A 23,793-nucleotide genomic window follows, 5' to 3' on the forward strand; every position below is an offset into this window, starting at 1 on the left:
CTCTGTGCTGGTGCCGGAGGTCAGCGACGGCGTCGGGCCGTGGAGCCACGCACCATCAGCCTGACCGGGAGCACCACGGGCCCGGTGGCCTGGGGCTGCGCCCCACGGATCATGGCGATGAGGTTCGTCGCCCCGGTGGCACCCATCGCCCGCAGCGGTGAGGCCACCGTGGTCAGCGTGGGGGTGACCCAGTCAGCGGCCAGGATGTTGTCGAAGCCGACGACGCTGACCTCCTCCGGCACGGACCCGCCGGCCCGCTGCAGCGCCTGCATGAAGCCGATGGCCATCTGGTCGTTGTAGGCCACGACCGCCGAGGTCGGGCGCACCGTCCAGTCCTCGAATGCGGCCGCCCCTCCCGCGACCGTCGGTGCCTGCGGCCCGACCCGGTGCACGACCAGGTCCAGTTCCAGGGCCGCCTCACGCATCGCCCGCCACCGCATCCCGTCGGCCCAGGACGCCTCCGGGCCGGCCAGGTAGGTGATCGTGTGGTGCCGCATCTCCCCGAGGTGCTCCACGGCCCGACGGGTGCCCCGGGGGTTGTCGGTCACCACGCACGGGATCCCACCGATCGCCCGGTTGAGGACCACGAGGGGGCCGTGTTTGGTCAGCGTGCGGATCGCAGAGTCCGACATCCGCGAGCTGGTCAGCAGCACCCCCTCGACGGATCCGATGACCCGGTCGAGCGCCTCCCGCTCCCGGGCGCCGGACTCCCGGGAGTCGGCCAAGACCAGGGTGAAGCCGGCCTCGGCCGCGGCCACCTCGGCGCCCCGGATGATCGGGAAGTTGACCGGGTTCGTGATGTCGGGGACGACGAGGGCCACCATCCGTGTCCGGCTCGTGGACAGGGCACGGGCGATCGGGTTGGCGCGGTAGCCCAGCTCCTCCGCCGCCGCGCGCACCTTCTCGGCCGTGGCGGCACTGACCCGTCCGGGGCGGGCGAAGGTCCGCGACACGGTGGACGGTGCCACACCTGCCCTGCGCGCCACGTCGTAGATCGTCGGCACACCCTCGTGCCCCGGGCCGGACCGGACCATGAGCTCACGCTAGGTCGAGCGGCAACTTGTGGCAACCGATTGCCAACCCCGAGGCCACCCTGCCTCAATGAGAGTAGGTCATCCCACCGACGTTAGGACCCCACGATGCTCCGACCACAGGACAGCACGACACGTGAGCGCAAGACCCTCAACGGCATCTGGTCGTTCGCGCTCGACCCGGAGAGCACGGGGCGAACGGCCGGATGGTTCTCCGGCCCGCTCCCCGAGTCCCGGCGAGATGCCGGTGCCGGCCAGCTTCAACGACCTGGTCGCCCGACGAGGACCTGCGCAACTACGTCGGCGACTTCTGGTACCAGACGGTCGTGCGGGTCCCCCGCGGCTGGGCCGGGCAGCGCATCGTGCTGCACTTCGAGTCGGCCACCCACCGCGCCACCGTCTGGGTCGGACGACACCGAGGTGGTGTCGCCACGAGGGCGGCTACACCGCCGTTCGAGGCCGACGTCACCGGCCTACGTCACCCCCGGGGAGGAGGTCCGGATCACCGCCGCTGGTGAACAACACGCTCAGCTTCCAGTCCATCCCCCCGGGCGTCATCGAGGAGACCGCGGACGGCCCGCGCCAGCAGCTACTGGCACGACTTCTTCAACTACGCCGGGATCTGCACCGCACCGTGTGGCTCGTCCGCGACCCCCACGGCCTACGTCGACGACGTCACCGTCGTGACCGACCTGGAGGGCGGCACCGGCACCGTCGACTTCACCGTGACGGCGGTCGGCGCCGAGGGGCTGCAGACCCGCGTCGGTGCTCCGCGACGCCGACGGGCAGGAGGTCGCCTCGGGCGACGGTGCGACCGGCGATCCTGACCGTCGCCGGACGTCCACCCCTGGGCGCCGGGCGACGGCTACCTGTACGACCTGGAGCTGCAGCTGCGCGACGGTGACGACCGTCGTCGACAGCTACCACCAGAACGTCGGGGTGCGCACCGTCGAGGTGCGCGGCACCGAGTTCCTGATCAACGGTGAGCCGTTCTACTTCACCGGCTTCGGCATGCACGAGGACCACGCCGGTGCTCGGCAAGGGGCACTACGACGCCTTCCTGGTCCACGACTTCGAGCTGCTGAACTGGATCGGGGCCAACTCGTTCCGCACCTCGCACTACCCCTACTCCGAGGAGGTCCTCGACTACGCCGACCGGCACGGCATCGTCGTGATCGACGAGACCGCGGCGGTGGGCCAGAACATGGGTCTGGGCGGTGGCATCTTCGGCTCCGCAGGGCTACGAGACCTTCACGCCCGAGACCGTCAACGACGAAGTCCCGGGAGACGCACGCCCAGGCGATCCGCGAGCTCGTTCGCCCGCGACAAGAACCACCCGAGCGTGGTGCTGTGGTCGATCGCGAACGAGCCGGAGTCGCGACACCCGAGAGCCCGGAGGACTACTTCCGAGCCGCTCTTCGAGCTGGCCCGCGAGCTCGACCCGACCCGGCCCGTCGGCTTCGTCAACGTCATGCTGGCCCCCCACGGCAAGTGCCGGGTGTCCCAGTTCGGCGACGTCCTGATGCTCAACCGCTACTACGGCTGGTACGTCCACACCGGCGACCTCGGCGCTGCCGAGGTCGCCTGGGACCGAGGAGCTCACCGGCTGGGCGAGCGAGGGCAAGCCGATCATCATCACCGAGTACGGCGCCGACACCGTACGCCGGCCTGCACGGCATGACTCCCCAGCCGTGGACCGAGGAGTACCAGGTGGCCTACCTCGACATGAACCACCGCGTCTTCGACTCGCTGCGACGCGGTCGTCGGCGAGCACGTGTGGAACTTCGCCGACTTCCAGACCACGTCCGGGATCATGCGCGTCGGCGGCAACAAGAAGGGGGTGTTCACCCGGGACCGCCAGCCCAAGGCAGCGGCGCACGCGTTGCGGCGTCGCTGGACCAGCGAGAACTGAGAGCAGGCCCACCATGTCCATCCCCACTGCTGCGGCGAAGACGCCCGGCCCCACGAGCCGTAAGCCCGCGGCCGCGCGCACCAAGCTGCGCCCCATCCAGCTGTTCGGCTACGCCTCAGGAGATGCCGGCAACAACCTGGCTTTCTCCATGGTCTCCATGTTCCTCCTGCTCTACTACACCGACGTCGTGGGGATCACCGCCGCCGCGGCGGGCACGATCTTCCTCGTCGTCCGGATCTGGGACGCCTTCGGCGACGTCATCGCGGGCCAGCTCGTGGACCGGACCAAGTCCCGGTGGGGCAAGTTCCGCCCCTGGCTGCTGTTCGCCTCGGTGCCGCTGCTCCTGACCAGCGTCGCGGTCTTCTCCGTCCCCGGTGGGTTGAGCCCCGGCCTGACCCTCCTCTACTGCTACGTCAGCTACGCGCTGCTGTCCTTCCTGTACGGGCTGTGCAACATCCCCTACGGCTCGCTGGCGGCGACCATGACGCAGGTGCCGGAGGAGCGCGGCAAGCTGGCCATGTCCCGGAGCATGGGGTCGGCCCTGACCATCGTCGTCCTGGCCCTCGTGGTCGCGCCCCAGATCCGGGGCTCGGAGGACCTGCAGCGCTCTCTGACGACGACGACGCTCATCTTCGTCGGCGCAGGCTTCCTGCTCTACCTGTTCACCTTCCTGACCTCCCGTGAGGTCGTGGAGCGCGACGTGGAGCAGGTGAGCCTGCGCGACAACCTGGTCACGCTGCGCAGCAACCGCGCCCTGCTGCAGTTGTGCGCGGCGGCAGCGGTGTTCCTGGTCGGGATGTTCTCCATGCAGACCATGGGGATCTACCTGGCGCGGGACGTGCTGGGCAACGCCAACCACTTCATCTGGCTCACCATGCTGGGTGTCGGCGCGATGTTCGCCGTCGCCCCGCTCGTGCCCATCGTGGTCCGGACCGTCGGCAAGCGGACGGGTTTCATCGCCGGCGCGCTCACCACCGCGGTCGGCGGGATCTCGCTGATGCTCGTCCCCGCCGACCCGCCGGCCTTCGCCTTCGCCTGCTACCTGCTGATGGGCATCGGCAACGGCCTGGTCAACACCCTGATGTGGGCCATGGAGGCGGACACCGTCGAGTACGGCGAGTGGGTGACCAACACGCGCACGGAGGGCACGACATACGCGGTGTTCTCCTTCGTCCGCAAGGTCGGGCAGGCGATCGGCGGGGCGGCCGCGGCCTACAGCCTCGGCTTCGCCGGCTACATCGCGGGACAGGAGGCCCAGACCGAGGGCGCCCTCTTCGGGATCCGCGCGGCTGCCGGCCTGCTCCCCGCCATCTGCTGTCTGATCGCGGTGCTGATCATGCTCCGCTACCCGTTGACGGAGGCCCGGTTCCGCGAGATCGTCGAAGAGGTGGCCACCCGGCGCACTCAGCGACTGGTGGCCGAGGCCCGCGGTGAGACCGGCGCGTCGGACGGGAGGAACTGATCATGTCCGAGCAGACCTCGACCCCGAACCCTCCCGTCGTCACCCTCTTCGAGTCCTACGGCGCGGGCGCCGCCGAGCTGGGCGCCCTCCTGGCGACCGAGCTCAACGTCCCCTTCCACGCCCAGGCGTTCTCCTCCGAGGACCTCGAGTCCGCCCAGCACGGCGCGGAGCCGCCGCCGGGCCCGCTGACCAGGGTCCTGGGCAGCATGGGCTCCTCGCACGCGTTCGCCGCCGCGGCGGGACCGGGCGCGGGAGGGCGGACGGTGGCTGCCGCCCAGCAGGACGCCTACGACCTGGTCATGGACAACACCCGCACGGTCCTGGGCTACGCCGCCGGCGGCGGGGTCATCCTGGGACGCAACGGCGCCTTCATCCTGGGTGACCACCCCGGTGCCGTCCACGTCCGGCTGGACGCCCCGGTGAAGACGCGCATCGAGCGGGCGGCGGCCGCTGCCGGCATCCCGCCGGCGCGTGCCGCCGACCGGCAACGCTACGAGGACCACATCCGGGTCGAGATGTCGCGCACCCTCTACGGCTGGGACCCCTCGCTGGACGAGTCCTACGACCTGGTCCTCAACACCGGGCGTCTGAGCCTCGACACCTGCGTCCGGATCATCCTGGCCGCGATCGACGCGCAGGGCACGCCGGACCAGGAGGTCTGACCTAGGCCCGCGGCAGGTGCAGCTGCTCGATGATCCGCTCCGCGGCTGCACCCGCCGACAGGCGGGAGGTATCGACCAGGACGTGCCCGCCCGGGAACTCCACCCGGGCGGGCAGGTCGACGCTGCTGAGCACGTGCCGCTCCGACAACTCCCGGTTGTGACCGACGGCCCATTCCACGTCGGCCTTGGACGGCTTGTGGCGCATCCGGTTCGCGGTGCCCTCCCGCGCCAGCCGGGTCGGCAGGTCCGCGGTGAGCTCCACGAAGTCGACCCGGTGCCCCTCGCGGTGCAGCGGCGCCACGAGCTCACGGACCGCCTCGCCGTCCTCGGGCACGTCGAAAGCCCACACGAAGGTGAACAGCAGCCCCGGCAGCTCGGCGACGACCGCCTCCTGGAGCACCCGCTCGCGCACCTCGTCGCGGAGTCGGACGAACGACGGGGTGCCGTAGTCGAACACCGTCAGGAACGGCTCGATCGTCAGGTGGTTGTGGAACAGCCGGTATGTCGTGCGCCGGGCAATCTCCTGGCCCACCGTCATCTTGCCGACAGCGGGCGGGCCGATCAGGGTCACCAGATGCATGGGGCGACCCAATCACACGGAGGGCCTGCGCGACACGGGTTTGCCGACTGGCTCAGCGCGGCACCGGTCGGTCCTCTCAGCGGTGCGAGATCGGTGCCCGCACGCGCAGCGCCTCCAGCAGCAGCTCCGCCCCGCGCAGGGTGGCGCGCAGCCGCAACCCCTCCTGGGTCAGCGAGCCGAGCACGTCCCCGAGCGAGCCGGGTGGCAGCAGCGGGCCCAGATCAGGCCGCACGTCCCGCCAGGCGCCGCGCATCGCCTCCAGCTCCGCGCGCACGTGCCGCACCGTCACCCAGGCGAGGGCCACCGGGTGACGGCGCCATGCGGCATACGCCCGGTAGTCGGCGGGGCACTGGTCCAGCAGCCAGGAGACCGCGGCCTGCTCCCACCCGGCGACGCCGGCGGGCGGCACCCGGTCGGGCCAGCCCGGCGGTCCAGAAGTCATGCGTACAAGTGTACGACGTCTCCCGGTGTGCTCAGTAGTAGACGGCCAGCGCCCCCTCCGGCCCGTCGATCACCTGCACGGGAGTGTCGAAGACGCGAGTGAGCACCTCCCCCGTCATGATCTCCCCGGCCGTGCCGAACTCCACGACCCGGCCGTCCTTCACCGCGCAGATGTGGTCGGCGTAGTGCCCGGCGAAGTTGATGTCGTGCAGCACGATGATGACGGTCCGCCCCAGCTCTGCGGCCGCGCGCTTCAGGTGCTTCATCATGTGCACCGAGTGCTTCATGTCGAGGTTGTTCAGCGGCTCGTCCAAGAGCACGTAGTCGGTGTCCTGGGCGAGCACCATGGCGACGTAGGCGCGCTGTCGCTGGCCGCCAGAGAGCTGGTCCAGGTAGCGCCCCTCCAGTTCGGACAGGTGGAGGAAGTCGATGGCCTGGCTGATGATCTCCTCGTCGGCCCTGGTCAACCGGCCCTTGGAGTAGGGAAAGCGACCGAATCCGACCAGTTGGCGCACCGTCAGCCGGGTGATGAAGTGGTTCTCCTGCCGCAGGATCGAGACGATCTGGGCCAGGTCCTTGGACGCCGTCGTCGACACGTCATAGCCGGCCACCTCGATCACGCCGTCGTCCAGCCCGAGCAGGCGGCCGATCATCGTCAGGAGGGTCGACTTGCCCGCACCGTTGGGCCCCACCAGCGCGGTGACACCACCGGCGGGGATCTCCAGGTCGACCGGGCCGATCGCGACCTCGCTGCTGTAGTTCTTCAGGACGTGGGTCAGGGTGATCACAGGCGCCCCTTCCGGAGGATCACGTAGAGGAAGACTGAGCCGCCCACGAGCTCGATGATGATCGAGACCACTCCCTGGGCGTAGAAGATGTTGCGCATGACGAAGTAGGCGCCGGACAGCACCACGAAGCCGGTGAGGAAGGCGACCGGGAAGATCCGACGGTGGTCATAGGTGTCGGCGAACTGGTAGGCCAGGGTGGCCACCAGGAAGCCGAAGAAGGTCATCGGTCCCACCAGGGCGGTGGAGACCGCCATCAGCACCGAGACCAGGAACAGCACCCGCATCGTCTCGAACCGGTGGTTCAGTCCGAGGTTCAGCGTGGCGTCCCGCCCGAGGGCGACCACGTTGAGGCGGTGCGAGCTGGTCCACAGGAGCAGTCCTGCCGTCAGGCAGAGCGGGATCGCGATCGGCAGGTAGGCGGCATCGGCGTTGGTGACCGAGCCGAACAACCGGGCCGTGAGCACGTCGAACTCGCTGGGGCTGAGCAGCCGCCGCATGAAGGTGGAGATCGACCCCAGCCCGCCGCCGATGATGATGCCGATCAGCAGCATGATGTGGATGTTGCCGTAGCGACCCGACAGCAACCAGCCGTAGAGCGCGAGCGCGAGCACCACCATCAGCGCGACCTGGAGCACGAACTGGCGCACGCCGGTCAGCGCCACGATCCCGGCCACGCCCAGGAAGTAGACGGCGGAGGTCTGCACCAGCACGTAGAGGGACTCAAACCCCATGATCGAGGGGGTGATGATCCGGTTGTGGGTCACCGTCTGGAAGCTCACCGTGGCGAGGGCCTGGCAGAACGCGACGATCAGCATCACGATCAGGTCGGTCATCCGCATCTGGGCGATCAGCCAGAACCCCTCGCTGCCGTAGGGCTCGGGGTTGCCGTAAGCCAGGCGGCCGAAGCCGAACCCGACGGCGAGCACGAGCAGGGTGGCCACCACCACCCAGTAGCGGATCCGCGACCTCCGGGTCGGCAGCGCACCGGAACTCCGGCCATCCCGCGGCGTGGCCTGTGCCGGCACGGCGGACGTCCTCAGGTCAGCCACGGCGCCGCTGCCGCAACAGGAGGAGGATGAAGACGGCCGCCCCGACGATGCCCAGGATGAGGGACACCTGGACCTCGAATGGGCTGATGATGGTGCGCCCGACCAGGTCACAGAGCGTCACGATGGCGATGCCCAGGAGGCACACCCACGGCAGGTTGCTGCGCAGGTCGTCGCCGCGGAACATCGAGACGATGTTGGGCACGATGAGTCCCAGGAAGGGCAGGTTCCCCACGACCACCGTGACCACGCCGGTCGCGATCGCGATCAGGCCGGTGCCGAGCAGGATGAGCCGGTTGTAGTTGAGCCCGACGTTGGTCGCGATCTCCTCACCGAGCCCGGCCACGGTGAACCGGTCGGCGGCGATGAAGACCCCGATGCCGACCAGGAGCACGATCCACAGCACCTCGTACTGGCCGCGGATCACCGAGGTGAAGCTGCCGCCGAACCAGATGCCGAGCTGTTGCAGCATGTCGGTCTTGAGCGCGAGGAAGGTCGAGATCGAGCCGACCACCGCCCCGAGCATGATGCCGACGATCGGCACCGGCAGCGTGGCCGACCGCACGATGCACCTGTGGCGCGCCGAACTGCCCACAGGCCTATCCACCGGCACGCACGTGGCGGAGGTGGTGGCGACCGATCACCACGGTCGGACGTTCACCGACACGATCGCGTTCACCGTGGCCGAGGACTGAGCCCCACAACGCCGACGGCCCCCGCACCGGTGCACGGTGCGGGGGCCGTCGGGTTGGCTGAGCTGAGCAAAGCCACTACGAAAGTGCGGGTTCGGGGAGCAAAACCTCCCTGAAAATTGGTCAGGAGTTGGCGAGGGAGCGCAGCACGTACTGCAGGATGCCGTCGTTGCGGAAGTAGTCCGCCTCGCCCGGGGTGTCGATCCGGACCACGGCGTCGAACTCGATCGTCTCGCCGCCCTCCTTCTCGGCCACCACGTGCACGGTCTCGGGCGTGCTGCCCTCGTTCAGCGCGGTGATCCCGGTGAAGGAGAAGGTCTCGGTGCCGTCCAGCCCCAGCGAGTCGGCGTTCTCCCCCGCCGGGTACTGCAGCGGCAGGACACCCATCCCGATCAGGTTGGACCGGTGGATCCGCTCGTAGGACTCGGCGATGACCACCTTGACGCCCAGCAGACGGGTGCCCTTGGCCGCCCAGTCGCGGGACGAGCCGGAGCCGTACTCCTTGCCCGACAGGACCACCAGCGGGATGCCGGCATCGGCGTAGGCCTGCGCGGCGTCGTAGATCGTCGTCTGCTCCCCGCCGGCGAGGAAGTTGCGGGTGAAGCCACCCTCGACGCCGTCCAGGAGCTGGTTCTTGAGCCGGATGTTGGCGAAGGTGCCGCGGATCATCACCTCGTGGTTGCCACGGCGCGAGCCGTAGGAGTTGAAGTCCTTGCGCTCGATGCCGTGCTCGGCCAGGTAGCGGCCCGCAGGGCTGTCGCCCTTGATCGAGCCGGCCGGGCTGATGTGGTCGGTGGTGACGGAGTCACCCAGCTTCGCCAGCACGCGCGCGCCGGTGACCTCCTCGAGGGGCGCCGGCGCGGCCGCCATGCCCTCGAAGTAGGGGGGCTTGCGCACGTAGGTCGACTCGCCGTCCCAGTCGAAGGTGTTGCCCTCCGGCGTGGGCAGGGACTGCCACCGCTCATCACCGGCGAACACGTCGGAGTAGTCCTCGGTGAACATCTCCCGGCTGATCGAGGTGGCGATGGTGCGCTCCACGTCCTCCGGCGCCGGCCAGATGTCCTTGAGGAACACCTCGGTGCCGTGCTCGTCGGTGCCCAGCGGCTCGGACTCGAAGTCGAAGTCCATCGTCCCGGCGAGCGCGTACGCGATAACCAGCGGCGGGGAGGCCAGGTAGTTCATCTTCACGTCGGGGTTGATCCGGCCCTCGAAGTTGCGGTTGCCGGACAGCACCGAGGTGACCGCGAGGTCGTTGTCGTTCACCGCCTGCGACACCTCCTCGATGATCGGGCCGGAGTTGCCGATGCAGGTGGTGCAGCCGTAGCCGACCAGGTGGAAGCCGAGCTTCTCCAGGTAGGGCCACATGCCCGCCTTGTCGAAGTAGCCGGTGACCACCTTGGAGCCCGGCGCCATCGAGGTCTTCACCCACGGCGGGACGGTGAGGCCGCGCTCGACCGCGTTCTTGGCCAGCATGGCCGCGGCCATCATCACCGAGGGGTTGGAGGTGTTGGTGCAGCTGGTGATGGACGCGATCACCACGTGGCCGTGGTCGATCTCGACCTCGGCACCGTCCAGGCTGACGGTCGCGGGGTTGCGGGCCCGGTCACCATTGACCCGCGCGGCCGAGTGGGACGGGCGACCGGCGGACTGGGACTCCTCGTGGGCGTCGTGGCTCGGCGCGTCGGAGGCCGGGAAGCTGTCGCGCAGCTCCTGGTCGACCGAGCTCTTCTCGATCACATTGCCGTTGACGACGTAGTTCTTGAGGTCGTTGCGGAACTGCTCCTTGGCCTCGGTCACGGCGACCCGGTCCTGGGGCCGCTTCGGTCCGGCGATCGAGGGCACCACCGTGGACAGGTCCAGCTCGAGGTACTCGGAGAAGCGCGGCTCGACCGAGGGGTCGTGCCACATGCCCTGCTCCTTGGCGTAGGCCTCCACCAGGGCGACCTGCTCGTCGGAGCGTCCGGTGAGACGCAGGTACTCCAGGGTCACGTCGTCGATCGGGAAGATCGCGGCGGTCGAGCCGAACTCCGGGCTCATGTTGCCGATGGTGGCCCGGTTGGCCAGGGGCACCTGGGCGACCCCGTCGCCGTAGAACTCGACGAACTTGCCGACCACCCCGTGGTCGCGCAGCATCTCGGTGATGGTGAGCACGACGTCCGTGGCGGTCGCACCGGCGGGGATCGACCCGGAGAGCTTGAATCCGACGACACGCGGGATGAGCATGGAGACGGGCTGGCCCAGCATGGCCGCCTCGGCCTCGATGCCGCCCACGCCCCAGCCCAGCACGCCCAGGCCGTTGACCATGGTGGTGTGCGAGTCGGTCCCGACGCAGGTGTCGGGGTAGGCCTGCACCACGGAGTCGTCGCCCGCTGCGGGACGGGTCATCACGGTGCGGGCCAGGTGCTCGATGTTGACCTGGTGGACGATGCCGGTGCCCGGGGGCACCACCTTGAAGTCCTCGAAGGCCTTCTGCCCCCAGCGCAGGAACTGGTAGCGCTCCCCGTTGCGCTCGTACTCGATCTCCACGTTGCGCTCGAAGGCGTCCGCGCGGCCGAAGACGTCGATGATGACCGAGTGGTCGATCACCAGCTCGGCCGGCGCCAGCGGGTTGATCTTGCCGGGGTCACCGCCCAGGTCGGCCATCGCCTCGCGCATCGTGGCCAGGTCGACGACGCACGGGACGCCGGTGAAGTCCTGCATGATCACCCGGGCCGGGGTGAACTGGATCTCGACGCTGGGATCGGCGTTCTCGTCCCACTGCGCCAGCGCGGTGATGTGGTCGGCCGTGATGTTGGCGCCGTCCTCGGTCCTCAGCAGGTTCTCCAGCAGCACCTTCAGGCTGTAGGGCAGGGTCTGCGCGCCGTCGATCCCGCCCAGCCGGTAGATCTCGTAACTCGCGTCCCCGACCTGCAGGGTTCCTCTGGCTCCGAAGCTGTCTGATGTGGCGGTCACTGCGGACTCCCTTCCCGGGTATCTTGACGTCAAGATACATCTTCTCACACCTGTGCTCGTTAGTCTTGCCCACCCCGCCGGGCCGCGCTACCGAGTCTGACCTGACCACGGCCTGTCCCGGCGCCCACGCCCCGGGGCGCCCGCTCAGCTCTCCGGACCGAGCAGCGCCACGCACTCCATGTGGTGGGTCATCGGGAAGGCGTCGAAGACCCGCAGGTCCCACAGTTGCAGGCCAACGTCCCGGGCGTACCCCACGTCGCGCGCGAGCGCGGCAGGGTCGCACGCCACGTAGGCCACGGCCCGGGGGCCCAGCCGCGCCACGTCAAGGATGACCGCGCGCCCGGCACCCGAGCGCGGCGGGTCCAGGACCACCACGTCGGCCTCCTGCCCCGCGCGCACCATCCGGCGCACCGCCCGGTCCACCCGGTCCCGCGTCACCCGCGTCCGTGGCCACGGCGTGAGGTTGTCGTGGGCGTGCTCGACGGCGACCCGGTCGCCCTCCACGGCGTGCACCGAACCCGACGGACCGACCGCCTCGGCGAGGGCCGCGGCGAAGAGCCCCACCCCGGCATACAGGTCCAGCGCCCGCTCCCCCGCACGGGGCTCCAGCCACTCCAGGACCGTGCGCAGGAAGGTGGCCGGCGCGCCGGGGTGCACCTGCCAGAACCCGCGGGCGGCGACCCCGAACTCCAGCTCCGCGCCGGCGGGAGCGGGCACGTGCTCCAGCACGAGCGGGGCCAGCGGCTCCCCGGCGGGGACGGGCACCACGACCGGCTCCCCCACCGACGGCGCGATCACGTCGACCGATCCCTGGCCGGGGAAGCGGCGCTCCAGTACCCCCGTGCCGACGACCGCCTCCCGCGCGATCAAGCAGTCCGTCACCGGGACGACATCATGCGAGCGGTGCGCCCGAAGGCCCGGGCGACCGTCGGGACCGACCGCGAACTCCACCCTGCTGCGCCAGCGCAGCCCGTCCTCGTCCCCCGGCACCGGCTCCACCACCAGGTCCCTGCCCAGCAGCTCGACCGGGTCCAGGCCCGCGAGCCTGCGGAACTGCTCAAGGACGACCTCCCGCTTGAGGTCCCGCTGCGTGGGGAGGCCTGCGTGCTGCCAGTCGCATCCCCCGCAGCGCCCCGGCCCGGCATACCGACACGGCGGTGGAATCCGCCCCGGCGCCGCGTCGAGCACCTCGATCGCGTCCGCCCGCAGGAACCGGCCACCCGGGCCGGTGCCCGTCACCAGCGCCCGCACCCGCTCCCCGGGCAGTGTGTGCCGGACGAACAGGACCCGCCCCTCGTGCCGCGCGACGCAGTGACCCCCGTGCGCGACGGACTCGATCACGAGCTCGAGGGTGCTGCCGACCAGGTCCTCGCCCGCGGGCCGGCTCACCGACCCTCCCCCTGCCAGGGCACGGTCACCAGCATGACGCCGGGGGTGCGCAGCAGCTCCCGCCGCAGCCGGTCCTCGGCACGGTCCCGCACCAGCCGGACCCACCAGCGCTCGCTGATGTATTCGGCCAGGTAGACCACGACCACCTCCCGCGGGCGGTCCCGGTGCAGCCGGCGCACGTAGTCGATGACCGGCCGCACCGACTCCCGGTACGGCGACTCCAGGGACCGCAGGGTCACCGGCAGGCCACGCCGCGCCCACTCGCGCTGCAGCGCTGCGGTGCGTTCGGGGGTCACGTCGGTGGTGACCGCCTCGAGCTCCTGGGGGCGTCCGGCCCGGGCGTAGGCGATGGCGCGCATCGTCGCCCGGTCCAGCTGCGGCACGTAGACCACGGCGTAGACCCGCGACGGCACGATCTGGCTGCTGTCGTGCCCCTCGGGCGGCAGTGCCAGGTCCTGGTCCACGGACCGGTGGTAGTTGTAGACCATCGTCATCACCATCCAGAGCAGGCCGATCCCGAGCAGGGCCAATCCGGCCCCGTGCACGAATCGGGTGAGCGCCACGACCGTGAGGACGGTGGCGGCGCAGGTGGCGCCGGCGATGTTGATCGCCCGGCTGCGGATCATCGCGCGGCGGGTGCGCAGGCTCAGCTCGGTGCGCAGCTGACGGTTCCAGTGCCGCACCATCCCGAGCTGACTGAGCGTGAACGAGACGAACACCCCCACGACATACATGTGGACCAGGTCAGTGACCGTGGCCCGGTAGACCAGGACGAGGGCCAGCGCCGCCCCCGACAGCAACAGGATCCCGTTGGAGAAGGCGAGGCGCCGCCCACGGCTGAGCAGGTCGGTCGGCAGGAAGCGGTCCCGCGCCAGCCGGGAGGCGAGCACCGGGAACCCGTTGAATGCCGTGTTCGCGGCGACCACGAGCATCACCCCGGTGCAGATGGACACCAGCAGCAGGCCCAGGCTCCCGGCGCCGAACACTGTCGTGGACAGCTGGCCGAGCACGGTGTCCTGCACCAGGCCCCCGGGCACCGGTTCCCCATCCAGGCGCAGCTGCTCCTGGGGGTCGAGGGCGATCTGGATGCCGGTAGCACGGGTGAGCAGGATGACCGAGATCAGGATGGTGATCGACAGGGCCGACATCATCAGCAGGATCGAGGCCGCATTGGCGCTCCGGGGCTTCTGCAGCGCGGGCACCCCGTTGGCCACGCCCTGGACGCCGGTCAGCGCCACGGTCCCCGAGGAGAAGGCCCGCAGCAGGAGCAGGCCCAACCCGAACGCCGTGAGTGCCTCGTACCCGTCGGCGGGGACCAGCTCGTAGGCCGAGGACGCGGCGTGGCGCAGGGACCCGGTCACCCACTGGTAGGCGCCGACCCCCACCAGCAGCGCCATCGAGGCCAGGAACGCGTACACCGGCACGGCCAGGGCCCGCCCGGACTCCCGGACCCCGCGCAGGTTGCTGAGCGCCAGCACCGCGATCAGCACGGCCGCGGCCAGCGGCTCGAACCCCCGCAGGAAGCCCAGCGCGGACGCCGCGTTCTGCACGCCGGCGGACACCGACACCGCGACGGTGAGGACGTAGTCGACCATGAGGGCCGCACCGACGCCCAGTCCGGCCCGGGGCCCCAGGTTGGTCGTGGCCACCTCGTAGTCCCCGCCGCCGCCGGGGTAGGCGTAGACCGTCTGCCGGTAGGAGGCGATGATCAGCATCATCACCACGCAGACCGCGGCCGTCACGCTCCAGGAGTGGGCCAGTGCGGTGACGCCGCCGGCCAGCGCCAGCGTCACCACGATCTCGTCGGGGGCGTAGGCCACCGAGGACAGCGCGTCGCTGGCGAACACCGGCAGGCCGAGCCTGCGGGGCAACAGCTCCTCGTTCAGCCGGTCGGTCCGCAGCGCCCTCCCCACGAGGACGCGCTTGACCAACCGACCGGTCTCCATGTCGTGGAGTCTAGGGAGGTGGGGCCGGCCGCGGTGGCAGGAGTAGCGTCGTCCCGTGCACTTCGTGATCATGGGCTGCGGGAGGGTGGGTGCCACCCTCGCCTCCAGCCTGGAACGCCGCGGCCACGACGTCGCCATGATCGACCAGGATGCGTCGGCGTTCGCCCGGCTCGGGAAGGGCTTCTCCGGGCAGCGGGTCAAGGGCGTCGGCTTCGACCGGGACGTGATGAAGGCCGCCGGCATCACCTCGGCCTACGCCTTCGCGGCCGTCAGCAGCGGCGACAACTCCAACATCATCGCCGCCCGGGTGGCCCGCGAGACCTTCGGCGTGCAGCGGGTGGTCGCCCGCATCTACGACCCCGCCCGGGCGGAGATCTTCCAACGCCTCGGCATCCCCACCGTGGCGACCGTGCGCTGGGCCGCGGACCAGACGCTGCACCACCTGCTGCCCTCCGGGGCCACCCCCGACTACTTCGACCCGAGCGGGCGGCTGGTGCTGGCCGTCGTGCACCTCAACCCCGGCTGGGTCGGTCGCCGGCTCACCGAGGTGGAGTCGTTCAGCGGCACCCGCGTGGGCTTCGTCACCCGTCTCGGGGACGCCCTGATCCCGGCGCCCGACACGGTCTATCAGGAGGGGGACGAGGTGCACCTGATCGCGCCGCGGGACGCGTTGCCGCAGGTGGAGCACCGCCTCGAGCAGTCCCCGCCCGAGGAGTGAGGGAGGGTATGCCGTGAAGGTCGCCGTCGTCGGGGCCGGGAGCGTGGGCCAGTCCATCGTCAAGGAACTGGTCGGCAACGGGCACGAGGTGCTCGTCATCGACCGGGACGCGGACCAGGCCAGGGTGGCCGCACTGCCGTCCGCCGAGTGGGTCATCGCGGACGCCTGTGAGATCAGCACCCTGGAGCAGGTGCGCCTGGAGACCTTCGACCACGTCGTCTGCGCGTCGGGCGACGACAAGGTCAACCTGGTGGTCTCCTTCCTGGCCCGCACCGAGTTCGGGGTGCCCCGCACCGTGGCGCGGGTGAACAACCCGCGCAATGAGTGGCTGTTCACCGAGGCCTGGGGCGTGGACGTGGCGGTGTCCACCCCGCGCCTGATGACCGCGCTGGTCGAGGAGGCGGTGGTCGTCGGTGACGTCGTGTCCCTGTTCGACTTCCAGCAGGGCAACATCGCGCTGGTCGAGCTGACGCTGCCGGCCAGCAGCCCCTACGTGGGCGTCCGGATCGGCGACATCCCGCTGCCCCCGGACACCGTGATGACCGCCGTGCTGCGCGACGGGCGGCCGATCGCGCCTGCCCCCGACGAGGCGATCGAGGCCGGCGACGAGTTGCTGTTCCTCTGCCCACCGCAGGCCCAGCACGACCTGGCGATGACCCTCAACCCGCAGGAACGGGACTGACCGGGCCGGGTCAGGACGGGGAAGGGTCCGATGGGGGCGCGCCGTTGCTGTGCGGCGTGCGCCCCACGGTGAGCAGCACCCCCATCACCAGGATGGCCAGCAGGTACAACGGCCACCCCAGGACCACCTTGGCGACCCCGAGCCAGGCCACCTCGCCGGCCAGGTAGAGCGGCAGCATGATGGCGACGCGGACGGTGAACAGGGCGACCAGGACCCAGGTCAGCCGGGAGCACACCCGCACCAGGGAGCGGTCCCTGCGCCAGGCCGTCGGGTCCTTGGCATAGTCCGGGTCCCCCACGGCCACCAGGAACCCCAGCACCGGCCAGCGGGCCAGGATCGAGACGAGCGTGCCGACCGCATACGCCCCGGAGGTGAGGATCCCGGGCAGGAACGCGTCCTCGGCCCGCCCGGACCGCAGGGCGAAGAAGGCGGCGATCGCGGTGGCGAAGATCGAGGTGAGCACGAAGCGGACCGAGCCGCCGACATACAGCCGGATCCCGAGCAGGATCAGGGTGATGGCGCCGGCGGCCAGCAGGGCCGGCCGGACCTCGCTGCGCACCAGCCAGACGATGACGAAGGCCACGGTCGGCAGGGCGGTCTCGAGGGAGCCGTACCACCCGCCGAGGGCCTCGCTGAGCCGGGTCCGGATGACCGCCTCGACGGTGTCCTCGGCACGGGTCGCGCTCGTGGTGCCGGGCCGCTCGGTCCCGGGCGCCTGCTCCTCCGGCTCAGCCATGGTCGGGCCACAGCTCGTAGCCGGGGTTGAACATGGTCAGCTGCTCATCGACCTCGGTGACCCGCCCCTGCACCGTCAGGTAGGCCCCCGGGCGGATCCCCGCCACGCTGCGCCGCCCGAGCCAGGTCAGCACCAGGATCCCGGTGCCGTCGTAGAGCTCCACCTCCAGCCGCGGGGCCACCCCCGCCGGCTGCACGGCCAGGCTGTGCACCGCGCCGCTCACCCGCGCCTGCTGGCGCGGCACCAGGTCCGCCACGGTGTGACATCCCTGCCGGGCACAGGTGCGCGTCAGGTCGGCGGCCTCCAGCTGCGCCTGGTCCTGTCCCAGGCGATCCAGGGCACGGGAGAGCAGGTTCATCGCGGGGTGTCCGCCTCCCCCGGCAGCTCGGCAGCCGTCGAGGCGGGCGCGGCCCCCTGGGAGTCCTTGGCCGCCGAGTCCTTGGCCGTCTTGGCGGCGGCCGCCCTCCGGTTCATCTCCTCGACGAACTCCGTGGGCGGGCTCAGGTGCAGCACCTCGCGCGGCGGTCGTGGCTCGTCCCCACGGTCGACGACGACCAGCCGCACGAAGGTCTGGACCACCTGGAGCGCCTTCTCGTTGGCGGCGGCCGGGCCGTTGATCACCGCGCGGAGGAACCAGCGTGGGCCGTCGACACCGATGAAGCGGGCCGGTTGCAGCACGGCGCGCCCGTCGGTGGTGCGGGCCGGCATCTGGGCCACGACCTCCTTGCCCATCACGCCGTCGACCACCTCGGCCTTCCCCCCGGCATTGACCAGGCCCTCCACGATCTGCGGTCGGATGTCGTCCCAGACCCCGGAGGACTTGGGTGCGGCGAACACCTGCAACTGCACCTTGGACTGGGCCAGGGAGCAGGTCACCCCGACGACCTGGTTGGACCCCTTCTCCACGTCCAGCCGCAGCTCCATACCCTTCACGGCTGGGACCCGCAGCGGACCGAGGTCGATCCGGCCGGCCATCTCCTCCTGCTCGGCGGCGTCGAACGGCCCGTCCACCGCACGGTCCCAGTCCCGGTCCACACCGGGCTGTCCCTCCGGGGCGGTGGACTCCTGCTCCACCTCCTCGACGTCGTCGGGGGTGGAGTGCTTCTTCCTGCCGAAGATGGCCACGGACGCCTCAGTTCTGCTCGGTGGTGGATGGGTGGATGACGGGGCTGTTGCCGGGAGCACCGAAGCCGCCGGAGTCGCCGTGACCGGTCTCGCCGCGGTCGCTGCCGGGCAGCGTGCTCACCTCGGTGAAGCTCACGCGGACGACCTCCTGGACGACGAGCTGGGCGATCCGGTCCCCCCGGTGCACGGTGAACGACTCGACCGGGTCGGTGTTGATCAGGTTGACCCGGATCTCCCCCCGGTACCCGGCGTCGACGGTCCCGGGCGAGTTGAGGGTGGTGATGCCGTGCCGGGCCGCCAACCCCGAGCGCGGGTGCACGAAGGCGGCATACCCATCCGGCAGCGCGATCGCCACGCCGGTGGGCACCAGGGCACGATGGCCGGGCGCCAGCTCGAGCCCTTCCGCGGCGTAGAGGTCGACCCCGGCGTCACCGGGGTGGGCCCGGCAGGGCACCGGCAGGCCCTCGTCGAGCCGGCGCAGCAGCACCGGGACAGCAGGTCGGTCAGTCACGTGACCCGAGGCTACCCGTGATGCCGGTCGGCTCGACGATCACGCAGGTCAGGCGGCGCACTCGGTGCACACCGGGAGCCCGCCGACCTCCTTGGCCAGCTGGCTGCGGTGGTGCACCAGGAAGCACCGCGAGCAGGTGAACTCGTCGCTCTGGCGGGGCAGCACCCGCACCGAGAGCTCCTCACCGCTCAGGTCGGCCCCCGGCAACTCGAAGCCCTCGGCGTGCTCGGTCTCGTCCACGTCGACGTTCGAGGAGGACTTGTCCGCCCGGCGGGCCTTCAGCTCCTCCAGCGAGTCCTCGCTGAGGTCGTCGTCGGTCTTGCGTGGAGCGTCATAGTCGGTTGCCATGACTGTTCTCCCTCCCTCGGAGATGGTGCCGTGCGGGGCCTGGCGTGCCCCGCGTCGACGGAATACCTATGGAATCTGGCCTCTCAACGTTCTGGCCACCGATTTTGTGCCCGGTGCAGGCGACCGGTTCGCAGGCGCGAGCCGTGATTGTGCCGTATGCCGTCCCATGGCCGCTACCCGGGGGTGCACCGGGGCGTTGACCTGCAGGTTCAGCGGCAGACTCAGGGACGGCTGATGAGATCCCGCAGGGGGCCGTGCAGGTGGGGTCCGGCCGCCACGACCATGTCCCTCCCGGGCGGGCCGCTCAGGCCGGTCACGGTGCCCCCCGACTCGCGGACCAGCAGCGCGCCGGCAGCCAGGTCCCACGGGAACAGCCCGCGCTCGTAGTAGGCGTCCAGCCGCCCCGCGGCCACGGCGCACAGGTCCAGCGCCGCAGCGCCCATCCGACGCAGGTCCCGCACCTCCATCAGCACCCGCTGGGCCAACTCTCCCTGGGCCTGGCGCTGCGCCCGGTCGTAGGCGAATCCCGTGCCGACCAGCGCCCGGGACAGGTCCTCCTCCCCGCTGGCCCGGAGCGTGACCGGACCCCGCGAGCCGGGCCGCCCGTCCGCCATCGGCTGCACCCGGGCGCCCCCGCCGTGCCGGGCCCGGAACACCTCGTCGACCCGGGGGTTGCTGACCGCCCCGGCGACCGGCAGCCAGGCACCGGGGACCCGGGGGTCTCCGACGACCACGGCGACGGACACGGCATACGCGGGTTGGTCGTAGAGATAGTTCACCGTCCCGTCGATGGGATCGATCACCCAGGTGAGTCCCGAGGCGCCCTCGGTCAGACCCTCCTCCTCACCCAGGATCCCGTCGTCGGGCCGCCGCTGCGCCAGGACGCCACGGATCAGCTGCTCGCTGCCGGTGTCCATGGCCGTCACCACGTCCAGCGCCGTCGACTTGGTGGCCGAGACCCGCACCGTGTCGGGCCGCTCGTCCCGCACATACGTCCCCGCCCGGACCGCCAGGTCGACGGCCAGCGCCTCCAGCTCCACGAGGTCGGCGTCCCCCGGCAGGTCGGGGTGGTCCGACGGCCAGTCGCGGGTGGGGGTGTGCGTCACGGGCCCTCAGTCCGCCCCGCAGGCAGCGGGCTTGGCGACCCGGAGGTTGGGGCAGCAGCCCGGCAGGCACACGGCCGGGCGGGGCGCCGGCACCGGCCACGACGGGTGGGCCACGTCCACCCCGCGGGCGTCTGCGGCGCGCTCGAGCACGAGGTCGACCAGGCCGGACACGAACTCCGGGTCGACCCCGACCGTCGGCACCCGCACCAGCTCGAGCCCGACCTCCTCGGCGGTCTCCTGCGCCTCGGTGTCGAGGTCGAAGACGACCTCCATGTGGTCGGAGACGAAGCCGATCGGGGCGACCACGACGTGCTGGACCCCTTCCTGGGCCAGGTCCCGGAGGTGGTCGTTGACGTCGGGTTCCAGCCAGGGCTGGGAGGGCGGGCCAGAGCGGGAGCAGTAGACCAGCGCGCTGTCCAGCGTCACGTCCAGGGTGGCGGCGACCTCATCGGTGATGGCAGCGGCCAGCGCCTGGTGCTGCGCGCTGTAGATGTTGCCGTCCTCCTCACCGCCACCGGAGGTGTCGTCCATGCCGTCGGGGATCGAGTGGGTGACGAAGGCCAGCGCGGGCGCAGCGCCCGTCCGCTGCAACACGTCGCGGACCGCCTCGGTGACCAGGCGGGAGTTGACCGAGGAGAAACCGGGGTGGTTGAAGTACTGGCGGACCTTGTCCACGTGCAGGGTCACGCCCTCCCCTGCCAGGTCGTCCAACGCCTCGGCGATGTCCTCACGGTACTGCCGGCACGAGGAGTAGGAGGAGTAGGCGCTGGTGGTGACCGCGACCAGGTTGCTGATCCCGTCGGCGTGCGCCGCCCGGAGGGTGTCGGTGAGGAACGGCTCGGAGTTGCGGTTGCCCCACAGCACGGGGATGTCGAGCCCGCGCCGGTCCAGCTCGGCCCGCAACGCGGCCTGCAACGCCCGGTTCTGGTCGTTGATGGGGCTGCGCCCCCCGAACGCCATGTAGTGCTCGGCGACCTCGGCGAGGCGCTCGTCGGGGATGCCGCGGCCCCGGGTGACCCGCCGCAGGAAGGGCATGACCTCCTCCGGGGCCTCCGGCCCGCCGAAGGACAGCAGCAGCAGTGCGTCGTAGGGGTCGGTGTCACCGGACCGCTCCCCGCGGGGCTCTTCCTCCAGCACCGGCGCCACGTCGGGCTCGGCCGGCTCCGGCTCGGGTTCGCCCGCGAGTCCGGCCGGCTCGGGGCCACCCGTCGGCTCGGGCACGCCAGCCGGCTCCAACGGCCGCTCGGGCTCGGTCGGGTCGGGCTGGGGGGTGGGTCCGGCGGGGGGCGGGGTCATCGGGAATCTCCTGTGCGCAGCGCCTGGGGCGCATTCAGATTGAGGGTGACCGCCACGATGCGGATCACGAACACCAGGATGACTGATCCGTAGACCACCCACACGTCCAGGTACCCCAGGTGGTCGGCCAGGACCACGGTGGCGGCACCGATCACGGCGGGCACGGCATACAGCTCCCGCCGCAGCACCTCGGGCACCTGCCCGGCCAGCAGGTCACGCACCAGGCCGCCGCCGACGGCGGTGACGGCCCCCACCACGACGCAGGTCAGCGCGGGCATCCCGAAGTCAATCGCCTTGACCGCCCCCGTCACCGCGAACACCGCCAGGCCGACGGCATCCAACACCAGCACCATCCGGGTGATCAGGCCCCGGCGCAGTCCGCCCCGGGGCACGTCGGGGTCGCGCAACACGCCGTGGAGCAGGAACACCAGCACCGCCGCCACCAGCGCCGCCGTGACGAGGCGCCAGTCACTGATCCCCACCGGCGGGATCGCCCCGATGAGCACGTCCCGCATGATCCCGCCGCCGAGCCCCGCCATCCAAGCCAGCACGATGACCCCGACCAGGTCCAGCCGCCGACGCACCGCGACCAGGGCGCCGGACAGCGCGAAGACGAAGACCCCGACCAGGTCGAGGGTCAGCTGGAGGTCCGGATTGAGGGCAGTCATGGCCCGACAAGTATGTCGCCCGGGACGACGATGTATGCCGTGGGGCGGCGTGCCCGTTGCCCTCCCCGGGCTCCGGCATGGCAGAGTCGGACGGCAGGAGACCGGCAGGACACACAGCACGAGGAGATCCGGCATGCGCGAGTTGCGGTTCGTTGCCGTCCACGAGGACGGTGAGCACCTGGTGCTGAGCGAGGGCGGGGATGATGGCGGGCAGGACGTGGAGTTCCTGCTGGCGGTCGACGAGCGGCTCCGGGCAGCACTGCGCCAGCGGGCGACCGGATCGGCCCCCCGTCCGGACTCCCCGATGAGTCCGCGGCAGGTCCAGGCCCTGATCCGGGCGGGGCACAGCACGGAGGAGATCGCCGGCGCGACGGGGTGGGACCCGGCCCGGGTGGCCCGCTTCGAGGGCCCGATCGTGGCCGAACGCGAACATGTCGCGACCCGCGCCCGGGCCGCGCACGTGCGGGGGCGCGGCGCCGACGGTGGTATCGCCACCCTGGACTCCCGGGTCGCCGAGCGGCTGCAGGCCCGCGGGGTCGAGCCCGAGCAGGTGTCCTGGGACGCCACCCGTCCCGAGGGCGGCCAGTGGACCGTCAGCGTGTCGTTCGTGGCCGCCAATCGCAGTCGCCAGGCCGCGTGGCGCTACGAGCCCGCCGGCGCGACCGTCGAGGCCCTTGACGACGAGGCACGCTGGCTCTCCGAGGACGAGCAGTCCCTGCCCGGTGGACGGGAGGCCGTCCTCGGCGGCGACGCGGCGGGCGTCGATCTGGTGGCCACGATGCGCGAACGCAGTCGGGCACGGGGCCGCAGATCCCGGAAGGGCTCCGGTGGCACAGCGAGCGGTGTGAGCGAGCAGGCGGGCTCGGGATCAGACGCCACCGAGGCCACGACCACGTCGGGGCCGGCTTCTGCGGACCCCACGGCCCTGCCGCCGGATGCCCGCCCGACCGAGGACGTCCTGCCCCTGGAGCACCTCGACTACGACCCGAGCACGGCAGGCCTTCCCCCGGCCGCCGGCCGGCCCGAGGGCGACCTCCCCGCCGCGGACGACGCGACGGCCCAGGACGACGCGACGGCCCAGGAGGGGGCGGCAGCCGAGGACGTGGGCGCCGATGGAGGCGACGAGGCGCAGGACCACCCGGGACCCGCCGAGCGGCTGCTGGGGCGACGCGGCAAGCGACGTCGCAACCGCAAGGTCGAGGAGGCGACCCTGGCGGACTTCTTCGGTCCGGCGCAGTCCGAGGACCCCGGCGCCGAGGCTGACGCGGAGCCGCCGGAGGAGCAACTGGACGAGGGTGAGGTCATCGCGGTCGATGAGGTCACGCCGGTCGACGAGGTCGGGGAGCCCGAGTCTGCCGAGGAGACCGAGCCGGCTGATGAGGCTGCCACCGTCGAGGACTCCCTCCCGGTCGACGAACCGGCACCACTGGACGACGTCGACCCCCAGCCCGAGGAGCCGGGCCAGCCGACTTCCGACTCCGAGTCCCTCACTGACGGCGCGACCACTGACGGCGCGACGCCCGACGGCGAGTCAGAGCGCGCGGAGGGTGCCGAGGGTGCCGAGGGTGCGGAAAGCGCGGAGGGTGCGGCAGAGGGCGGCGATGAGCCGACACCGACACCCCGCAAGAAGGGTCGCAAGAGCGTCCCCAGCTGGGACGAGATCATGTTCGGCGCCCAGGACCGTCGCTGACACCCGGTCTCT

Annotated in this window: 26 protein-coding genes and 1 pseudogene; 10 read left to right on the forward strand and 17 right to left on the reverse strand. The window is 71.2% G+C overall.

The genetic code is table 11. From position 1 onward, the window contains the following. Positions 1 to 20 precede the first annotated feature (20 nt). Positions 21 to 1,034 (reverse strand): LacI family DNA-binding transcriptional regulator, encoded by a 1,014-nt coding sequence (locus tag AC1QRC_RS13790; RefSeq protein WP_484203853.1) that lies wholly within the window; start codon positions 1,032 to 1,034, stop codon positions 21 to 23. 203 nt (positions 1,035 to 1,237) lie between these two features. Between AC1QRC_RS13790 and AC1QRC_RS13795 the strand changes: the two genes are divergently transcribed. The 6 genes from AC1QRC_RS13795 to AC1QRC_RS13820 all read left to right on the forward strand — a co-directional run bounded on the left by AC1QRC_RS13795 (position 1,238) and on the right by AC1QRC_RS13820 (position 5,067). Next, a complete protein-coding gene (locus AC1QRC_RS13795; protein WP_484203854.1) occupies positions 1,238 to 1,549 on the forward strand; it encodes a sugar-binding domain-containing protein in 312 nt (103 codons plus the stop codon). Positions 1,550 to 1,714: 165 nt separating this feature from the next. Then, positions 1,715 to 1,858 carry a hypothetical protein gene (locus AC1QRC_RS13800; RefSeq protein ID WP_484203855.1) on the forward strand — a complete coding sequence of 48 codons (144 nt, stop codon included), beginning with the start codon at positions 1,715 to 1,717 and terminating at the stop codon, positions 1,856 to 1,858. Between the two features lie 203 nt (positions 1,859 to 2,061). Further along, positions 2,062 to 2,712 carry a glycoside hydrolase family 2 TIM barrel-domain containing protein gene (locus AC1QRC_RS13805; protein ID WP_484203856.1) on the forward strand — a complete coding sequence of 217 codons (651 nt, stop codon included), beginning with the start codon at positions 2,062 to 2,064 and terminating at the stop codon, positions 2,710 to 2,712. 93 nt (positions 2,713 to 2,805) lie between these two features. Beyond that, positions 2,806 to 2,943 (forward strand): glycoside hydrolase family 2 TIM barrel-domain containing protein, encoded by a 138-nt coding sequence (locus AC1QRC_RS13810; protein ID WP_484203857.1) that lies wholly within the window; start codon positions 2,806 to 2,808, stop codon positions 2,941 to 2,943. 13 nt (positions 2,944 to 2,956) lie between these two features. After that, complete coding sequence (locus AC1QRC_RS13815; RefSeq protein WP_484203858.1) at positions 2,957 to 4,405, forward strand: glycoside-pentoside-hexuronide (GPH):cation symporter; 1,449 nt, start codon at positions 2,957 to 2,959, stop codon at positions 4,403 to 4,405. A gap of 2 nt (positions 4,406 to 4,407) precedes the next feature. Continuing rightward, a complete protein-coding gene (locus tag AC1QRC_RS13820) occupies positions 4,408 to 5,067 on the forward strand; it encodes a cytidylate kinase-like family protein (protein WP_484203859.1) in 660 nt (219 codons plus the stop codon). 1 nt (position 5,068) lies between these two features. Here the strand turns inward: AC1QRC_RS13820 and AC1QRC_RS13825 are convergent, their stop codons facing one another. The 5 genes and pseudogenes from AC1QRC_RS13825 to AC1QRC_RS13845 all read right to left on the reverse strand — a co-directional run. Further along, positions 5,069 to 5,647: a DEAD/DEAH box helicase family protein gene (locus AC1QRC_RS13825; protein WP_484203860.1), complete on the reverse strand. Its 579-nt coding sequence runs from the start codon at positions 5,645 to 5,647 to the stop codon at positions 5,069 to 5,071. A gap of 76 nt (positions 5,648 to 5,723) precedes the next feature. Then, on the reverse strand, positions 5,724 to 6,089 hold the full coding sequence (locus tag AC1QRC_RS13830) for a hypothetical protein (protein ID WP_484203861.1): 366 nt from the start codon (positions 6,087 to 6,089) through the stop codon (positions 5,724 to 5,726). A 31-nt stretch (positions 6,090 to 6,120) separates the two neighbouring features. After that, positions 6,121 to 6,876, reverse strand: coding sequence for an iron ABC transporter ATP-binding protein (locus AC1QRC_RS13835; protein WP_484203862.1), 756 nt, complete (start codon positions 6,874 to 6,876; stop codon positions 6,121 to 6,123). Next, complete coding sequence (locus AC1QRC_RS13840; protein WP_484206650.1) at positions 6,873 to 7,916, reverse strand: iron chelate uptake ABC transporter family permease subunit; 1,044 nt, start codon at positions 7,914 to 7,916, stop codon at positions 6,873 to 6,875. Before AC1QRC_RS13840 ends, AC1QRC_RS13835 begins: the two co-directional genes overlap by 4 nt. 1 nt (position 7,917) lies before the next feature. Further along, positions 7,918 to 8,472 (reverse strand): annotated as a pseudogene (locus AC1QRC_RS13845) (iron chelate uptake ABC transporter family permease subunit); the annotation flags it as partial. 16 nt (positions 8,473 to 8,488) lie between these two features. Between AC1QRC_RS13845 and AC1QRC_RS13850 the strand changes: the two are divergent. After that, positions 8,489 to 8,617: a calcineurin-like phosphoesterase C-terminal domain-containing protein gene (locus tag AC1QRC_RS13850; RefSeq protein WP_484206651.1), complete on the forward strand. Its 129-nt coding sequence runs from the start codon at positions 8,489 to 8,491 to the stop codon at positions 8,615 to 8,617. A 120-nt stretch (positions 8,618 to 8,737) separates the two neighbouring features. On the opposite strand, the gene AC1QRC_RS13855 is transcribed toward AC1QRC_RS13850, so the two are convergent. The 3 genes from AC1QRC_RS13855 to AC1QRC_RS13865 form a co-directional block, all read right to left on the reverse strand. Beyond that, positions 8,738 to 11,566 (reverse strand): aconitate hydratase, encoded by a 2,829-nt coding sequence (locus tag AC1QRC_RS13855; protein WP_484203863.1) that lies wholly within the window; start codon positions 11,564 to 11,566, stop codon positions 8,738 to 8,740. A gap of 144 nt (positions 11,567 to 11,710) precedes the next feature. Then, a complete protein-coding gene (locus tag AC1QRC_RS13860) occupies positions 11,711 to 12,955 on the reverse strand; it encodes a class I SAM-dependent RNA methyltransferase (protein WP_484203864.1) in 1,245 nt (414 codons plus the stop codon). Beyond that, positions 12,952 to 14,901, reverse strand: coding sequence for an APC family permease (locus tag AC1QRC_RS13865; protein ID WP_484203865.1), 1,950 nt, complete (start codon positions 14,899 to 14,901; stop codon positions 12,952 to 12,954). Before AC1QRC_RS13865 ends, AC1QRC_RS13860 begins: the two co-directional genes overlap by 4 nt. Positions 14,902 to 14,956: 55 nt before the next feature. Here AC1QRC_RS13865 and AC1QRC_RS13870 point away from each other — a divergent pair, with 55 nt between their 5' ends. Both AC1QRC_RS13870 and AC1QRC_RS13875 read left to right on the forward strand, forming a co-directional pair. Then, positions 14,957 to 15,619, forward strand: a complete 663-nt coding sequence (locus tag AC1QRC_RS13870) for a potassium channel family protein (protein ID WP_484203866.1) — start codon at positions 14,957 to 14,959, stop codon at positions 15,617 to 15,619. A gap of 13 nt (positions 15,620 to 15,632) precedes the next feature. Continuing rightward, the gene (locus AC1QRC_RS13875; protein WP_484203867.1) at positions 15,633 to 16,301 is read left to right on the forward strand and encodes a potassium channel family protein; all 669 of its coding nucleotides are present in this window, start codon (positions 15,633 to 15,635) and stop codon (positions 16,299 to 16,301) included. A gap of 10 nt (positions 16,302 to 16,311) precedes the next feature. On the opposite strand, the gene AC1QRC_RS13880 is transcribed toward AC1QRC_RS13875, so the two are convergent. The 8 genes from AC1QRC_RS13880 to AC1QRC_RS13915 all read right to left on the reverse strand — a co-directional run bounded on the left by AC1QRC_RS13880 (position 16,312) and on the right by AC1QRC_RS13915 (position 22,091). Then, complete coding sequence (locus tag AC1QRC_RS13880) at positions 16,312 to 17,037, reverse strand: DUF3159 domain-containing protein (protein ID WP_484203868.1); 726 nt, start codon at positions 17,035 to 17,037, stop codon at positions 16,312 to 16,314. Continuing rightward, complete coding sequence (locus AC1QRC_RS13885) at positions 17,030 to 17,395, reverse strand: OB-fold nucleic acid binding domain-containing protein (protein ID WP_484203869.1); 366 nt, start codon at positions 17,393 to 17,395, stop codon at positions 17,030 to 17,032. Before AC1QRC_RS13885 ends, AC1QRC_RS13880 begins: the two co-directional genes overlap by 8 nt. Then, on the reverse strand, positions 17,392 to 18,162 hold the full coding sequence (locus AC1QRC_RS13890; protein WP_484203870.1) for a DUF3710 domain-containing protein: 771 nt from the start codon (positions 18,160 to 18,162) through the stop codon (positions 17,392 to 17,394). Before AC1QRC_RS13890 ends, AC1QRC_RS13885 begins: the two co-directional genes overlap by 4 nt. A gap of 7 nt (positions 18,163 to 18,169) precedes the next feature. Then, on the reverse strand, positions 18,170 to 18,673 hold the full coding sequence (dut, locus tag AC1QRC_RS13895; RefSeq protein ID WP_484203871.1) for a dUTP diphosphatase: 504 nt from the start codon (positions 18,671 to 18,673) through the stop codon (positions 18,170 to 18,172). A gap of 48 nt (positions 18,674 to 18,721) precedes the next feature. Continuing rightward, positions 18,722 to 19,021 (reverse strand): DUF4193 domain-containing protein, encoded by a 300-nt coding sequence (locus tag AC1QRC_RS13900; RefSeq protein WP_484203872.1) that lies wholly within the window; start codon positions 19,019 to 19,021, stop codon positions 18,722 to 18,724. Between the two features lie 221 nt (positions 19,022 to 19,242). After that, the gene (locus tag AC1QRC_RS13905) at positions 19,243 to 20,127 is read right to left on the reverse strand and encodes an inositol monophosphatase family protein (RefSeq protein WP_484203873.1); all 885 of its coding nucleotides are present in this window, start codon (positions 20,125 to 20,127) and stop codon (positions 19,243 to 19,245) included. Between the two features lie 6 nt (positions 20,128 to 20,133). Further along, a complete protein-coding gene (locus tag AC1QRC_RS13910) occupies positions 20,134 to 21,423 on the reverse strand; it encodes a ferrochelatase (RefSeq protein ID WP_484203874.1) in 1,290 nt (429 codons plus the stop codon). Next, positions 21,420 to 22,091 carry a trimeric intracellular cation channel family protein gene (locus tag AC1QRC_RS13915; RefSeq protein WP_484203875.1) on the reverse strand — a complete coding sequence of 224 codons (672 nt, stop codon included), beginning with the start codon at positions 22,089 to 22,091 and terminating at the stop codon, positions 21,420 to 21,422. Before AC1QRC_RS13915 ends, AC1QRC_RS13910 begins: the two co-directional genes overlap by 4 nt. Positions 22,092 to 22,224: 133 nt before the next feature. Here AC1QRC_RS13915 and sepH point away from each other — a divergent pair, with 133 nt between their 5' ends. Continuing rightward, the gene (gene sepH / locus AC1QRC_RS13920) at positions 22,225 to 23,781 is read left to right on the forward strand and encodes a septation protein SepH (RefSeq protein WP_484203876.1); all 1,557 of its coding nucleotides are present in this window, start codon (positions 22,225 to 22,227) and stop codon (positions 23,779 to 23,781) included. The last annotated feature ends 12 nt before the right edge of the window (positions 23,782 to 23,793 follow it).

It is taken from the genome of Ornithinicoccus sp., assembly GCF_057176825.1.